This is a genomic window from Pseudoduganella aquatica (genome assembly GCF_009857595.1).
Classification (GTDB): Bacteria; Pseudomonadota; Gammaproteobacteria; order Burkholderiales; family Burkholderiaceae_D; genus Rugamonas; species Rugamonas aquatica_A.
The window spans coordinates 28108-42022 of record NZ_WWCU01000025.1; the positions used below are offsets into that span (position 1 = coordinate 28108).

Genomic DNA, 13915 nt, shown 5'->3' on the forward strand with positions numbered 1-13915 from the left:
GCCTAGTTGCCTTCCAAGAAGCTTTTCAGCTTGTCCGAACGCGAAGGGTGGCGCAGCTTGCGCAGCGCTTTCGCTTCGATCTGGCGGATGCGCTCGCGCGTCACGTCGAACTGCTTGCCGACCTCTTCCAGCGTGTGGTCGGTCGACATTTCGATGCCGAAACGCATACGCAGCACCTTCGCTTCGCGCGGCGTCAGCGAGTCCAGCACGTCCTTGACCACGCCGCGCATGGACGCGTGCAGCGCCGCGTCGGACGGGGCCAGGGTGTTGTTGTCCTCGATGAAGTCGCCCAGATGGGAATCGTCGTCGTCGCCGATCGGCGTTTCCATGGAGATCGGCTCTTTGGCGATCTTCATGATCTTGCGGATCTTGTCTTCCGGCATTTCCATCTTGATGGCCAGGGTCGCCGGATCGGGCTCGGCGCCCGTTTCCTGCAAGATCTGGCGCGAGATGCGGTTCATCTTGTTGATGGTCTCGATCATGTGCACCGGGATGCGGATGGTGCGCGCCTGGTCGGCGATCGAGCGCGTGATCGCCTGGCGTATCCACCACGTGGCGTAGGTCGAGAACTTGTAGCCGCGGCGGTACTCGAACTTGTCCACCGCCTTCATCAAGCCGATGTTGCCTTCCTGGATCAGGTCCAGGAACTGCAGGCCGCGGTTGGTGTATTTCTTGGCGATGGAAATCACCAGGCGCAAGTTGGCCTCGGTCATTTCGCGCTTGGCCTTGCGTGCCTTCATTTCGCCGGCCGCCATCTGGCGGTTGATGTTGCGCAGGTCCGGCAGCGGCAGCACCACGCGGGCCTGCAGGTCGATCAGGCGCTGCTGCAATTCCTTGATGGTCGGAATGTTGCGGCCCAGGATGGCGCTGTAGGCGTGGCCGGCTTCCACTTCGCCGTCCACCCATTCCAGGTTGGTTTCATTGCCCGGGAAGACCTTGATGAAGTGGGCGCGCGGCATGCCGCACTTGTTCACCGCCACGTCCAGGATCTGCTTCTCGATGTGGCGCACTTCGTCCACCTGGCCGCGCAGGGTGTCGCACAGCTTCTCCACCACCTTGGCGGTGAAACGGATGCCCAGCAGTTCGAAGGAAATCGCTTCCTGCGCCTTGACGTAGGCTTTCGAGCTGTAGCCGTCCTTTTCGAAGGCGCGGCGCATCTTGTCGAACTGTTGCGAGATCAGGTCGAATTTTTCCAGCGCAGCATTTTTCATCTGCTCCAACTGTTCGGCCGAATAGCCGGCGGCGCCCGAGGCGCTGGCCGCTTCCTCTTCCTCTTCGGCCTCTTCCTCTTCCTCGTCCTCGTCCTCTTCCTCGTCGTCCGAGGCGGCGGCGGCCGGGGCGGGCGCGGGCTCGCCTTCGCTTTCGTCGACCAGGCCGTCGACGATCTCGTCGATCTTGATCTCGTCGTTACGGATGCGCTCGGAGGCGGCGATGATCTCGGCGATGGTCACCGGGCAGGCGGAAATGGCCTGGATCATGTCCTTCAGGCCGTCTTCGATGCGCTTGGCGATCTCGATCTCGCCTTCGCGCGTGAGCAGCTCGACCGAGCCCATTTCGCGCATATACATGCGCACCGGGTCGGTGGTGCGGCCGAAGTCGGAGTCCACGGTGGACAGGGCCGCTTCGGCGGCCGCTTCGGCTTCGTCGTCGCTGGTGACGGTGGCCACATTGTCCGACAGCAGCAGGGTCTCGGCGTCCGGCGCGTGCTCGTAGACGGCGATGCCCATGTCGTTGAAGGTGCCGATAATGCCCTCGATCGCTTCCGGATCGACGATATTTTCAGGCAGGTGATCATTGATCTCGGCGTATGTGAGGAAGCCGCGTTCCTTGCCGAACTTGATCAGGGTCTTGAGTTTCTGGCGGCGGCGTTCGAGTTCCTCCTCGGTCGCTTCCGTGTCGGACGAGAAGGCGTCCTTCAGCAGCGCTTTTTCCTTGGCCTTGCGGTCCTTGGCCTTGGCCTTGTCGACCGCCTTCAGCTCGGCGCGCTCGACCGCGTTGAGCGCGGCCACTTCGTCGTTCTCGGGCTGGAATTCTTTCGGCTTGCGGCCACGGCGGCCCGGCACCTTCACTGAAGGCAGCACATAGCCTGAAGTATCGATGGCTGCCAAGGCGGCGGCATCGGTGGTCTGGCTTACCGCCGGCGGCGTGTTGGTAACACGCGTTTCCGGTTTGTCGGCCGTTTTGGCGGCCTTGGCGGTCACTTTGCTCGGCTTTGCAGCCGCTTTGGATTCAGGTTTCTTTGTTGGCACAGGCGCTTTCGATTACACAACGACTTGCTTTACGGGTTAGGATAAAGTTCTTGCAACACCGCTACGAATACTTATACCTTCTGGCTCCTGCGCACACAGGAACCTCCACCGCCGGCCCAAACCCGGGACCGTACTCGGCAGAAATTCTACTGTAGACAGCGCAAGGGGGCTAGATCCACCAGTGTCCGGAGGCAGGCGCCGCGCCTGGGCGGTTACCGACTGCGCCATCCGGCCATGATCCGGCAACATTCCGGCCCCGGCCTACGGTGCCGCAGCCTTACCGCCTGCCGCACCGATCAAGAGCCTAACTTACTGAAAACAAACAGAATTCCGAACTGAAACAACAAAGCTAAGCACTCAATACTTAGCGTTTTATTATAGCACGCTACTTTACAATTTCCAGACCCCGCCCGGCCCGTCTCATAGGGGCGCAGCCCCGTGAGACTAGCGGGCTGATAGCTCCGCTTCGGCCTCCCGTAACAACTGGTCTTGCATAGCCGTAATTTCGCGGTAGCGTACACCAATTTCGCTGGAAGACAAACCGGACGCGAACAACTGTGCCAGCTCGGCTTTCAGCGCGTCGGTCCGGATCTGGCGGATGGCACTGCTCAGATACGTCTTGATGGCGTCGAAATCCGACTCCGGCTCGGCGGCGATCTCGCTGATGATGCCGTCGTACTCGCTGCCCTGCTCCTTCAAATGCTGCGCCAGCGCGGCGAAGCTGCCCTGCGGCCCCAGCGCGATGGCCGCCGCGATCAGCTGGTACAGGCGCTCGGCCGCTTCCTCGCCGAAGTTGGTGAATGCGCCCAGGCCCGCCTCGTCTATCGTAAAGGCCAGCGGCGGGTGCGCCACCAGGTGCCGCACAATCTGCAGCTCCAGGCCCACGGGCTGCGGACGGCTGCTGCGCTGCGGCGCCCTGCGCACCTCGGCCACCGGCTTGCTCAGCTCGTACAGCTGCTCGATCTCGCCCGGGCTGCTCTGCGTCATGGTGGCCAGGCCGCGCACGATCTGCAGCCGCAGCGCCGACGGCGTCATGGCTTGCAGCAGCGGCTTGGCCTCGAACTGCACCCGCGCGCGCCCTTCCGGCTCGCTCAAATCATGCTCGGCGGACACCACGCGCAGCAGGAACTGCGACAGCGGCATGGCCTCGTGCACCTGCTGCTCGAAGGCCGGGGCGCCATATTCGCGGATATAGCTGTCCGGGTCGTGCTCGGCCGGCAGGAACAAGAACTTGATGGTCTTGTTGTCCGACACATGGGGCAGGCAGGCTTCCAGCGCGCGCTGGGCAGCGCGGCGGCCGGCCTTGTCGCCGTCAAAACTAAAGATCACGGTGTCTGTTTGGCGCAACAGTTTCTGCACGTGGGTGCTGGTGCAGGCCGTGCCCAGGGTCGCCACCGACTGCGGGAAACCCATTTGCGCCAGCGCCACCACGTCCATATAGCCTTCCGTCACCAGCACATAGCCGGCGTCGCGGATGGCCTGGCGCGCCTCGAACAGGCCGTACAGCTCGTGACCCTTGGAAAATAAAGGCGTTTCGGGGGAATTCAAGTACTTAGGCTCGCCCTGCTCCATGATGCGGCCGCCAAAGGCGATCACCTGGCCCTTGGTGTTGCGAATTGGAAACATCACGCGCTCGCGGAAACGGTCGTAGCGCTTGCGGTGGTTGCCCTCCTCGTCCACGCGGTCGATCACCAGGCCGGCCTCGACCAGCGCCAGCGCCTCGTAGTTGGGAAACACGCTGCGCAGGTTGTCCCAGCCGTTGGGCGCGAAGCCGAGCGCGAAGCGGGCCGCGATTTCGCCGGTCAGGCCTCGGCTTTTCAGGTAGCCGATGGCGTTCGGGGCCGAGCGCAGCTGGGATTTGTAGTAGTCGGCGGCCAGGTTCATGGCCTCGGACAGGGCCATGCTCTGGGCCTGCATCTGGGCGCGCTGGGCGGGCGGTATCTTGTCGTCCTGCTCGGGCACGACCATGCCGCAGTTCTGCGCCAGCTCCTTCACGGCATCGACAAAGCCCATGCCGGAGTATTCGATCATGAAGCCGATCGAGGTGCCGTGCGCGCCGCAGCCGAAGCAGTGGTAGAACTGCTTGGTGGGGCTGACCGTGAAACTGGGGGATTTTTCGTTGTGGAACGGGCACAGGCCCATGAAGTTGGCGCCGCCCTTTTTGAGCTGCACATAACGGCCGACCACGTCCACGATGTCGACGCGGTTCAATAGATCGGAGATAAAGGATTGAGGTATCACGGCGATCAGTCTTGTTCTACATCAGAGGCTATACTGCCGCGCGAGCGATCGGCTTGAGGCTGATCAATCGGCGGCGCGATGGCGGGTTACGGCGGCGAGCCGCCTAACCCGCCCTACGCCAACACCGGTAGGGCGGGTTAGCGGAGCGTAACCCGCCGGAGCCGCCTGCGGCGCATGGCGGGCCGGCACCCGGATCAGGCCGGGGTCAGCGCTTTTTTGATCAGCGCGGACACGACAGCCATGTCGGCCTTGCCGGCCAGCTTGGGCTTGACGATGGCCATGACCTTGCCCATGTCCTGCGGACCGGCGGCGCCCGAGGCGGCCACGGCGGCGGCCACTTCGGCGGCCACCACTTCGTCCGACAGGCCGGCCGGCTTGTAGGCAATCAGCACTTCCAACTCGGCTTTTTCGATGTCGGCCAGGTCCTGGCGGTTGCCGGCTTCGAACTGGGTGATGGAGTCCTTGCGCTGCTTGATCATCTTGTCGACGATGGCGACCACTTGCTCGTCGCTCACTTCGATCTGCTCGTCCACTTCCTTGCGCTTGATTTCCGCCAGCATCAGGCGGATGGTGGCCAGCTTGCCGGCTTCCTTGGCACGCATGGCGGCCTTCATGTCATCGCTAATCTGTTGTTTCAAGCTCATTGTTCGTTCTCACTGGGAAAAATCGTGGCGCAAAATGCGAAAACCCGCTGCGGCGAACCGGAGCGGGCATGCGACTGGACAGGATGAGCCCGCGGCGCGACGCCGTACTGCCGGGCTATCCTGAAACAACAGTCTTAGAACAGTTTCTTAGGCAGTTGCTGGCTGCGGATGCGCTTGTAGTGACGCTTCACGGCAGCTGCCAGCTTGCGCTTGCGCTCTGCGGTTGGCTTCTCGTAGAACTCGCGTGCGCGCAGTTCGGTCAGCAGGCCGGTTTTTTCGATGGTGCGTTTGAAGCGACGCATTGCAACTTCGAACGGCTCGTTTTCTTTAAGGCGGATAGTGGTCATGTAAAAATTCAAACCGTTAGATTTTAGGAAGATAAAGATATTAGCAGTATTCGGCCAAATTGGGAAGACCTTTGGACGGAAAACCGGCTCAACAGGCCAGTTTCATCTAGAAAACTGTCTGTTTTTGAGCAACCTTTTCGTCCTGCCAACACCTGACTCCGGCGGCAAAACACACGCCGGAATGCAATCATATCAGACTGCTTGGCCGGCCGCCACACCCGAAGCCCAGGCCCACTGGAAATTGTAGCCGCCCAGCCACCCCGTCACGTCCACCGCCTCGCCGATAAAGTACAGGCCAGGCACCTTGCCCACCATCATGGTTTGCTGGGACAGCTCGCGCGTATCCACGCCGCCCCGGGTCACCTCGGCCTTGCGGTAGCCTTCGGAACCGTTGGGGGTGATGGTCCACTGGTTGATGGCCGCGCCCAGCTTGCGCAGCACCGCGTCCTGCATGTCGGCCAGGCGGGCGTCGGCGGCCAGGCCGTGCAGCTGCAGCAGGCCTTCGGCCAGGCGGGCCGGCAGCCATTGCGCCAGCACATTGCCCAGCTGCTTCTTGACGGTCTGCTTGCCCTCGATCAGCTCCTGGGCCACGTCCATTTCCGGCAGCAGGTTGATGACGATGGGCGCGCCGGGCTGCCAGAAACTGGAAATCTGCAGGATGGCCGGGCCGGACAGGCCGCGATGGGTGAACAGCAGGTCTTCGCGGAAACGCGCGCCGTCGGGCTTGCGGCCCTTCAGGCTGCCGGTCTCCACGTCCACTTCCAGCGAAATGCCGGACAGGGGCGCGAACGGCGCCCAGGTGTCGGCGTCGAAGGTCAGCGGCACCAGCGCCGGGCGGGTGGGCACGATATTCAGGCCGAACTGCTCGGCGATCTGGTAGCCGAAGCCGCTGGCGCCGATTTTCGGAATCGACAGGCCGCCGGTGGCGATCACCACGCTGTCGCATTCGATGTCGCCGGTGTCGGTGGCGAGGTAGAAGCTGCCGTCGTCCATCTGTTCCACGGAGGCGACCTTGGACGGCATGCGCCAGTGCACGTCGCCCGCCGCGCATTCGGCCTTCAGCATCTCGATGATGCGTTCGGCCGAGTCGTCGCAGAACAGCTGGCCACGGTGCTTTTCGTGGTGGGCGATGCGGTATTTCCGCACCAGCGCCAGGAAGTCCGACGGCGTGTAGCGCGACAGCGCGCTCTTGCAGAAGTGCGGATTTTCGGACAGGAAGTTGGCCGGGCTGGTGTTGATATTGGTGAAGTTGCAGCGGCCGCCGCCGGAAATGCGGATTTTTTCGGCCAGCTTGGCGGCGTGGTCGATCAGCACCACCCGGCGCCCACGTTTGGCGGCCTCGGCCGCGCACATCATACCCGCCGCGCCCGCGCCGATTACCGCCACATCAAATTTCGCCATCACTGCTCCGATTCCGCTTCAAAACCGGCCATTGTACTCTGACTTGGCGGCCGGACCGGCGGCGCTTGGCGGGTTACGCGGTTCCCGCTAACCCGCCCTACGCTTCATCATGCATTGCGGCACATCAGGCCAGGCTGCGCGCGACCTTGGCGACCTGGGCCACCTGCTCGGCAATGGAGGCGGGCACGGCGATGTCGCCGCGCAGCACGGAGGCGATCCACGCGGCGGTGGCGGCGGCGCTCTTGTCCTCCGGCAGCACCACTTCCTCTTCGGCCGTGAGCTGCTTTTCCACCAGCACGGTGCGCTCGCCATCATGGAACCAGTCGATGCGCTGGCCCTTGTTGGCGTTGGCCACCGTTTCGCCCTCGGTGCCGCGCATCAGGAAGGCGTGGCCGCGTTCGGGCGCAGCCGCCGTGCAGAAGTATTCGCCCAGCATCTCCAGATATTCCGGATGGGTGTAGGACACCAGCCGCAGCGCCGGGCCGGCGAAGGGCTGCATCATCTTCACCAGCGTGTGGGTGGAGTTGCGCACGCCCAGGATGCGGCGCAGCGACAGCATATGGGCCAGCTTGGGCGCCAGCGCGTCGATGGTGATGAAGGCCAGCTTGCCCGACGCCAGCGCCGCCTCGGCTTCGGCATGGCTGCCGGCAGCATGGATGCCCAGTTCGGCAAACACCTCGGCGGTGGCCACCCGGCCCAGGTCGTGCGGCACGCCGTGCACCAGCACCGGCACGCCCTCGCGCGCCAGCAGCAGGGCCAGCAACGGCGTCAGGTTGGCCATCTTGCGGGCCCCGTTGTAGGTGGGGATGAGCACCGGCGCGCAGCCGCCCGCAGGCGCTTGCAGGGGCGTGAACGAGGCTTCCGCCGCGTCCAGGAAGCCTGCGATCTCGTCCACGGACTCGCCCTTGATGCGCATCGCCAGCAGGATGCCGCCCAGTTCCAGCTGGGAGACCCGGCCGTCCAGGATGGCTTGATACAGTTCTTGGGCGTCGGCGCGCGTCATGCTGCGCGCGCCTTTCTTGCCACGGCCGATTTCTTTGATGAACCTTGCCGCAGGGAATGGGTTGGGATGTGTCGTCATGGTGGAGAGCTTACTACAAGAGCCAGCGCCCAGGATTGCTGCATTGCAGTGCCGCCCGCATCAAACTGGCAATTCGGCTACACTTATAGGTCCCCCTGATTAAAATAATGAGTTGAGGCACCGAATCATGATCTCGCCAGACATCGAAAACGTAAACGTTACCAACTTCGCGTCCATGCCGACTCCGTCCGCACTGCACGCGAAACTGCCGCTGACCGACGCCGCGTCGGCCGTCGTCATGCAGGGCCGCGCCGACCTGCGCGCCATCCTGGACCGCAAGGACAAGCGCCTGTTCGTGGTGGTCGGCCCCTGCTCCATCCACGACCCGGTGGCAGGCCTGGACTATGCGCGCCGCCTGAAGGCGCTGCAAGCCGAAGTGGCCGACACCATGCTGCTGGTAATGCGCGTGTATTTCGAGAAGCCGCGCACCACCACCGGCTGGAAGGGCTATATCAACGATCCGGACATGGACGACTCCTTCCGCGTGGACGTGGGCATGGAAAAGGCGCGCCAGTTCCTGCTGGACGTGTGCGAACTGGGCCTGCCCACCGCGACCGAAGCGCTCGACCCGATCTCGCCGCAGTACCTGGGCGACCTGATCGCCTGGACCGCGATCGGCGCGCGCACCACCGAGTCGCAGACGCACCGCGAAATGTCGTCCGGCCTGTCGACCCCGGTGGGCTTCAAGAACGGCACCGACGGCGACATCAGCATCGCCATCAACGCCATTTTGTCGGCGGCCAATCCGCACGCCTTCCTGGGCATTAACGGCGAAGGCAATGTGTCCATCGTGCGCACGCGCGGCAACGGCTACGGCCACGTGGTGCTGCGCGGCGGCGACGGCCGTCCGAACTATGATTCGGTGTCGGTGACCATCGCCGAGCAGGCGCTGGCCAAGGCCAAGCTGCCGGCCAATATCGTGGTGGACTGCTCGCACGCCAACAGCTACAAGAAGCCCGAGCTGCAGCCGCTGGTGATGACGGACGTGGTGAACCAGATCACGCACGGCAACCAGTCGCTGGTGGGCGTGATGATCGAGTCGAACATCGTAGGCGGCAACCAGAAGATCCCGGCCGATCTGAGCGAGCTGAAGTACGGCTGCTCGGTGACGGACGGCTGCATCGACTGGGACACCACGGCTGAGATGCTGCGCAAGGCGCATGCGGAACTGCTGAAGCGTCCTTAAAGCATCAAGCCCAGGGGTTGGCGCCGACGTGGGGGGCTACCCCGAACGCTCCCGCCAGCGCCGCCTCGGCGCGGCTGGCGGGGGCGTTCAGTTCATTCAGGTCCAGGTAGATCTTGCCGTCCTCCAGCTTGACGGCGTAGTGGCGCACGGCGCCCTGCTCGGGCCGGCCGCCGTCCAGCACCGCGAAGACCTGGTCGTCCAGCGTGCGGATCACCGCCACGCCCGGCAGTTCCTGCCACGCCAGCCCGCGCGGCACCAGCCGCACGCCCTGCGGGGCAATGTCCTTCAGCTTGCAGATCAGTTTCCAGTACTCAGCCATGGTTTGGCTCCTTCGATGCTATATGGGATCTAAAGCAAGAGGGATGCCAGCGGTGAAGACGCTATTGGCGGCTCGATGGCGGGTTACGCTACGCTAACCCGCCCTACGCGCCCTACCGCCGCCGTGCCGCCGCCCTACGGGTGTGCATCGGCGGGCCCCTTTGGTGCGGGCTGCGCCCGCTTTCCATTACAATGGCGGATTCCCCTTTCACTTTGCACGGTCCCAATGATTGTTCTCGGCGTTGAATCCTCCTGTGACGAAACCGGCCTGGCTCTGTACGACACAGAGCACGGCCTGCTGTCCCATGCCCTCTATTCCCAGGTGGCCATGCACGAGGAGTACGGCGGCGTGGTGCCCGAACTGGCTTCGCGCGACCATATCCGGCGCGCCATCCCGCTGCTGGAGCAGTCGCTGGCCGGCGCAGGCAAGCAGCTGGCCGATATCGACGCCATCGCCTACACGCAAGGCCCCGGCTTGGCGGGCGCGCTGCTGGTCGGCTCGTCCATCGCCTGCAGCCTGGGCATGGCGCTGGACAAGCCGGTGCTGGGCGTACACCACCTGGAAGGCCATCTGCTGTCGCCGCTGCTGGCCTCGCAGCCGCCGGAGTTCCCGTTTATCGCGCTGCTGGTGTCCGGCGGCCATACGCAGCTGATGCGGGTGGACGGCGTGGGCCAGTACACCTTGCTGGGCGAAACGCTGGACGACGCGGCAGGCGAGGCCTTCGACAAGTCCGCCAAGCTGCTGGGCCTGGGCTATCCGGGCGGCCCCGCCATTTCGCGCCTGGCCGAATTCGGCGACCCGGCGGCCTACAAGCTGCCGCGCCCGATGATGCACACCAAGGACTTCAACTTCAGCTTCTCCGGCCTGAAAACGGCGGTGCTGACGGTGGTGAAGAACCACGAGGAAAAGGTGATCGCCAATATCTGCGAGCAGGACAAGGCGAATATCGCGCGCGGCTTTGTGGACGCCATTGTGGAAGTGCTGACGGCCAAGTGCGTGTCGGCGCTCAAGCACACCGGCCTGAAGCGGCTGGTGATCGCCGGCGGCGTGGGCGCGAATGCGCAGCTGCGCGCTTCGCTGAACGCGGCGGCGGCCAAGAAGCGCTTCAAAGTGTATTACCCGGAGCTGGAGTTCTGCACAGACAACGGCGCCATGATCGCCTTTGCCGGCGCCATGCGGCTGATGATCAACCCGGACGCAGCGAAGAAGGATTACTCCTTCAATGTGCGTCCGCGCTGGCCGCTGGACGAGCTGCGGGTGATTTGAATTTGGCGGGTTACGGCGGCTGGCGCCGCCTAACCCGCCCTACGCATCAGCACATGCCCCTTGCAAATTCGTAGGGCGGGTTAGCGTAGCGTAACCCGCCAGGCGCTCACGCGGCCCTTTGCGCCGGCCGCCCCTGCCGGTGGTACAGGAACTCCAGCACGCTGCTGCGGTAATCGATATACAGCGGGTCCTGCGCCAGCGCCAGCCGGTCGCGCGGACGCGCCAGCCGCACCTGCACGATATCCCCTATCGTCGCCGCAGGCCCGTTGCTCATCATGACGATGCGGTCCGACAGCAGCACCGCTTCATCCACATCATGCGTCACCATCACCACCGTCGATCCGGTGGCCGCCACGATGCGCAGCAGCTCGTCCTGCAAGTGCGCACGCGTCAGGGCGTCCAGCGCGCCGAAGGGTTCATCCATCAGCAGCACTTTCGGCTCCATCGCCAGCGCGCGCGCGATGCCCACGCGCTGCTTCATGCCGCCCGAGATCTCGTTCGGCCGCTTGCCCGCCGCCGCCGTCAAGCCCACCAGCGCCAGCGCGGCCCAGGTGCGCTCCTGCAGCTGCTTGTTACTCTCCTTTGCGCTGAACACCCGCTCCACCGCCAGGTACACGTTCTCATAGCAGGTCAGCCACGGCAGCAGCGAGTGGTTCTGGAACACCACCGCGCGCTCGGGCGAAGGCCCGGCGATCTCGCGGCCGTTGCAGATCATGGTGCCGCCGGTGGGCGTGGTCAGCCCGGCGATCAGGTTCAGCAGCGTGGACTTGCCGCAGCCGGAGTGGCCGATCAGCGTGATGAACTCGCCCTGCTCCACCGTCAGGTTCACATTGGCCAGCGCATGGAACTGGCCCTTCTTGGTGTTGAACACCATCTCGGCCTTGCTGATGTCGATGAATTTCGCGCTCATATCAGTTCTCCACTTGTTCGTAGGTAAATGCCTTGGCCAGCGACACCAGCGCCCATTCCAGCAGCAGCCCCACCACGCCGATCACGCCGATGGCGATCAGGATGTGCGGCACGTTCAGGTTGTTCCACTCGTCCCAGACCCAGAAGCCGATGCCCACGCCGCCGGTCAGCATTTCCGCCGCCACGATCACCAGCCAGGCGGTGCCGATGGCCAGGCGCACGCCGGTGAGCATGTAAGGCAGCACGGAAGGCAGCAGGATCTTGGTGACGATCTTCCATTCGGACAGGCTGAGCACGCGCGCCACGTTCATGTAGTCCTGGGGCACGCGCTGCACGCCCACCGCCGTGTTGATAATCATCGGCCAGATCGAGCAAATAAAGATCGACCAGATGGCGGCCGGGTCGGCGGCCTTGAAAACCAGCAGGCCAATCGGCAGCCAGGCCAACGGCGACACCGGCTTGAGCAGGCTGATGATGGGGCTGAACATGCCGTACATGAAGGGGAAGCGGCCGATGATGAAGCCCAGCGGTATGCCCACCAGCGCCGCCAGGCCGAAGCCCATGCCCACGCGCTGGAGCGAAGCCAGCACGTTCCAGCCTATGCCCTGGTCGTTCGGCCCCTTGCGGTAGAACGGGTCCGAGAACAGCTTGACCGCCTCCTCCCAGGTGGCCCACGGCGTGGGGAAGCTGCTGTTCTTGGAGGCCAGGATCTGCCAGGCCAGCACCAGCAGCGCCAGGCCGATCAGCGGCGGCAGATACTTCATCACGTAGGGCCGCATGCGCGCACTCCCCGATTCAAGTTTGATGCCCTTGGCGGCGATGCGCTCGCTGCGCGCGGGCTTCTCCGGCGCGGCTTCCTTCACGGCTTCCTTCACGGCGTCCTTTACCGGCACGGCGGCGATATTGTGCAGAACTGCGCTCATGGCTGCTCCTTATGCTTTGATCTTGAATGAATCGGCGTAGGCTTTCGGATTCTTGCCGTCCCAGGTGGTGCCGTCGATCAGCTTCACGCTGCGCATGGCGGACTTCGGCACGGCCACCTTGGCCATGGCGGCGGCGTCCTTGTACACATCGACCTGGTTGATCTGCGTGGCCACCGCCAGATAGTCCGGCTCGGCCTTGAGCAGGCCCCAGCGCTTCTGCTGCGTGAGGAACCACATGCCGTCCGACAGGTAGGGGAAGTTCACCGAACCGTCGTTGAAGAACTTCATCGAATTCGGATCGTCCCAGGTCTTGCCCAGGCCATTCTGGTAGCGGCCCAGGATGCGCTGGTTGATCACGTCCACCGAGGTGTTCACATAGGACTTGTCGGCGATGGTTTCGGCCATCTTCAGCTTGTTCGACAGCGACGCGTCGATCCAGCGGCTGGCGTCCAGGATGGCGGCGGTCAGCGCGCGCGCCGTGTTGGGATACTTCTTCACCCATTCGGCGCTGGTGCCGAGCACCTTCTCCGGATGGTCGCGCCAGATCTCCTGGGTGGTGGTGGCGGTGATGCCGATGCCGTCCACAATCGCGCGGTGGTTCCACGGCTCGCCCACGCAAAAGCCGTCCATATTCCCGATGCGCATATTGGCCACCATCTGCGGCGGCGGCACGGTGATCATCTTGGCGTCCTTCATGGGATTGATGCCATAGCTGGCCAGCCAGTAGTACAGCCACATGGCATGGGTGCCGGTGGGGAAGGTCTGCGCGAAGGAATACTCGCGCGGGTCCTTCTTCATCAGCGCGGCCAGCGAGGGGCCGTCCACGCCGCCCTTGTCGGACACTTTTTTCGACAGCGTGATGGCCTGGCCGTTGTGGTTCAGATTCATCAGCACGGCCATATCCTTCTTGGGACCGCCGGCGCCCAGGTGCACGCCGTAGACCAGGCCATACAGCACGTGGGCCGCGTCCAGTTCCCCGTTCACCAGTTTGTCGCGCACGCTGGGCCAGGAAGCTTCCTTGCTGGGCACGATCTTGATGCCGTATTTCTTGTCGAAGCCCAGCACGGAAGCCATCACCACCGAGGCGCAGTCGGTCAGCGGGATGAAACCGATCTTGACTTCTTCTTTTTCAGGCTTGTCCGAGCCGGCGGCCCAGACGCCTTGCGTGGCAAGGCCGGAGATTGCGGTGGCGGCGCCGGCTTTCAACAGGCTGCGGCGAGTCAAGCTGATTTTGCTGTCCATCTTATCCCCATGCTAGTTTGTGAACTGCGGCAGGCGGACGCCTGCCCTGCCACTAGCTTTGCAATAGCTGTGCCAGCCCGATTCCGGGGCGGCGGCTGTCAAACGCG

Annotated in this window: 12 protein-coding genes; 2 read left to right on the forward strand and 10 right to left on the reverse strand. The window is 63.9% G+C overall.

What is annotated here, in order from left to right; all coding sequences use genetic code 11:
* Window positions 1-2: 2 nt before the first annotated feature.
* The 6 genes from rpoD to ybiB form a co-directional block, all read right to left on the reverse strand.
* Complete coding sequence (gene rpoD, locus GTP77_RS19975) at window positions 3-2201, reverse strand: RNA polymerase sigma factor RpoD (RefSeq protein ID WP_371869378.1); 2199 nt, start codon at window positions 2199-2201, stop codon at window positions 3-5.
* A 492-nt stretch (window positions 2202-2693) separates the two neighbouring features.
* Window positions 2694-4490 (reverse strand): DNA primase, encoded by a 1797-nt coding sequence (dnaG, locus tag GTP77_RS19980; protein WP_161073908.1) that lies wholly within the window; start codon window positions 4488-4490, stop codon window positions 2694-2696.
* 194 nt (window positions 4491-4684) lie between these two features.
* A complete protein-coding gene (locus GTP77_RS19985) occupies window positions 4685-5134 on the reverse strand; it encodes a GatB/YqeY domain-containing protein (protein ID WP_161073909.1) in 450 nt (149 codons plus the stop codon).
* 134 nt (window positions 5135-5268) lie between these two features.
* Entirely contained in the window at window positions 5269-5481 is a 213-nt protein-coding gene (gene rpsU, locus GTP77_RS19990; protein ID WP_008451879.1) for a 30S ribosomal protein S21, read from the reverse strand.
* Between the two features lie 192 nt (window positions 5482-5673).
* Window positions 5674-6882 (reverse strand): BaiN/RdsA family NAD(P)/FAD-dependent oxidoreductase, encoded by a 1209-nt coding sequence (locus tag GTP77_RS19995; RefSeq protein ID WP_161073910.1) that lies wholly within the window; start codon window positions 6880-6882, stop codon window positions 5674-5676.
* A gap of 124 nt (window positions 6883-7006) precedes the next feature.
* A complete protein-coding gene (gene ybiB, locus GTP77_RS20000) occupies window positions 7007-7963 on the reverse strand; it encodes a DNA-binding protein YbiB (protein ID WP_161073911.1) in 957 nt (318 codons plus the stop codon).
* A 127-nt stretch (window positions 7964-8090) separates the two neighbouring features.
* Here ybiB and GTP77_RS20005 point away from each other — a divergent pair, with 127 nt between their 5' ends.
* Window positions 8091-9149 carry a 3-deoxy-7-phosphoheptulonate synthase gene (locus GTP77_RS20005; RefSeq protein ID WP_161073912.1) on the forward strand — a complete coding sequence of 353 codons (1059 nt, stop codon included), beginning with the start codon at window positions 8091-8093 and terminating at the stop codon, window positions 9147-9149.
* A 4-nt stretch (window positions 9150-9153) separates the two neighbouring features.
* Here the strand turns inward: GTP77_RS20005 and GTP77_RS20010 are convergent, their stop codons facing one another.
* Window positions 9154-9468, reverse strand: a complete 315-nt coding sequence (locus GTP77_RS20010) for a Rieske (2Fe-2S) protein (RefSeq protein ID WP_161073913.1) — start codon at window positions 9466-9468, stop codon at window positions 9154-9156.
* A 225-nt stretch (window positions 9469-9693) separates the two neighbouring features.
* On the opposite strand from GTP77_RS20010, the gene tsaD reads away from it, so the two are divergent.
* Window positions 9694-10734, forward strand: coding sequence for a tRNA (adenosine(37)-N6)-threonylcarbamoyltransferase complex transferase subunit TsaD (gene tsaD, locus GTP77_RS20015; protein WP_161073914.1), 1041 nt, complete (start codon window positions 9694-9696; stop codon window positions 10732-10734).
* Between the two features lie 106 nt (window positions 10735-10840).
* Here tsaD and GTP77_RS20020 read toward each other — a convergent pair whose 3' ends face one another.
* Genes GTP77_RS20020 through GTP77_RS20030 form a run of 3 tightly spaced genes read right to left on the reverse strand, consistent with a single transcriptional unit; the run spans window position 10841 to window position 13808 of the window.
* Window positions 10841-11644, reverse strand: coding sequence for an ABC transporter ATP-binding protein (locus GTP77_RS20020; protein WP_161073915.1), 804 nt, complete (start codon window positions 11642-11644; stop codon window positions 10841-10843).
* 1 nt (window position 11645) lies between these two features.
* Window positions 11646-12566, reverse strand: coding sequence for a nitrate ABC transporter permease (gene ntrB, locus GTP77_RS20025; RefSeq protein ID WP_161073916.1), 921 nt, complete (start codon window positions 12564-12566; stop codon window positions 11646-11648).
* A 9-nt stretch (window positions 12567-12575) separates the two neighbouring features.
* Window positions 12576-13808, reverse strand: coding sequence for a CmpA/NrtA family ABC transporter substrate-binding protein (locus tag GTP77_RS20030; RefSeq protein ID WP_161073917.1), 1233 nt, complete (start codon window positions 13806-13808; stop codon window positions 12576-12578).
* Between the last annotated feature and the right edge of the window lie 107 nt (window positions 13809-13915).

Coding starts and splice junctions, on each gene's coding strand:
- GTP77_RS20010 (WP_161073913.1), bottom strand. CDS start 9,468: ATGGCTGAGTACTGGAAACTGATCTGCAAGCTGAAGGACATTGCCCCG.
- ybiB (WP_161073911.1), bottom strand. CDS start 7,963: ATGACGACACATCCCAACCCATTCCCTGCGGCAAGGTTCATCAAAGAA.
- GTP77_RS20020 (WP_161073915.1), bottom strand. CDS start 11,644: ATGAGCGCGAAATTCATCGACATCAGCAAGGCCGAGATGGTGTTCAAC.
- GTP77_RS19995 (WP_161073910.1), bottom strand. CDS start 6,882: ATGGCGAAATTTGATGTGGCGGTAATCGGCGCGGGCGCGGCGGGTATG.
- GTP77_RS20005 (WP_161073912.1), top strand. CDS start 8,091: ATGATCTCGCCAGACATCGAAAACGTAAACGTTACCAACTTCGCGTCC.
- rpsU (WP_008451879.1), bottom strand. CDS start 5,481: ATGACCACTATCCGCCTTAAAGAAAACGAGCCGTTCGAAGTTGCAATG.
- ntrB (WP_161073916.1), bottom strand. CDS start 12,566: ATGAGCGCAGTTCTGCACAATATCGCCGCCGTGCCGGTAAAGGACGCC.
- GTP77_RS19985 (WP_161073909.1), bottom strand. CDS start 5,134: ATGAGCTTGAAACAACAGATTAGCGATGACATGAAGGCCGCCATGCGT.
- GTP77_RS20030 (WP_161073917.1), bottom strand. CDS start 13,808: ATGGACAGCAAAATCAGCTTGACTCGCCGCAGCCTGTTGAAAGCCGGC.
- tsaD (WP_161073914.1), top strand. CDS start 9,694: ATGATTGTTCTCGGCGTTGAATCCTCCTGTGACGAAACCGGCCTGGCT.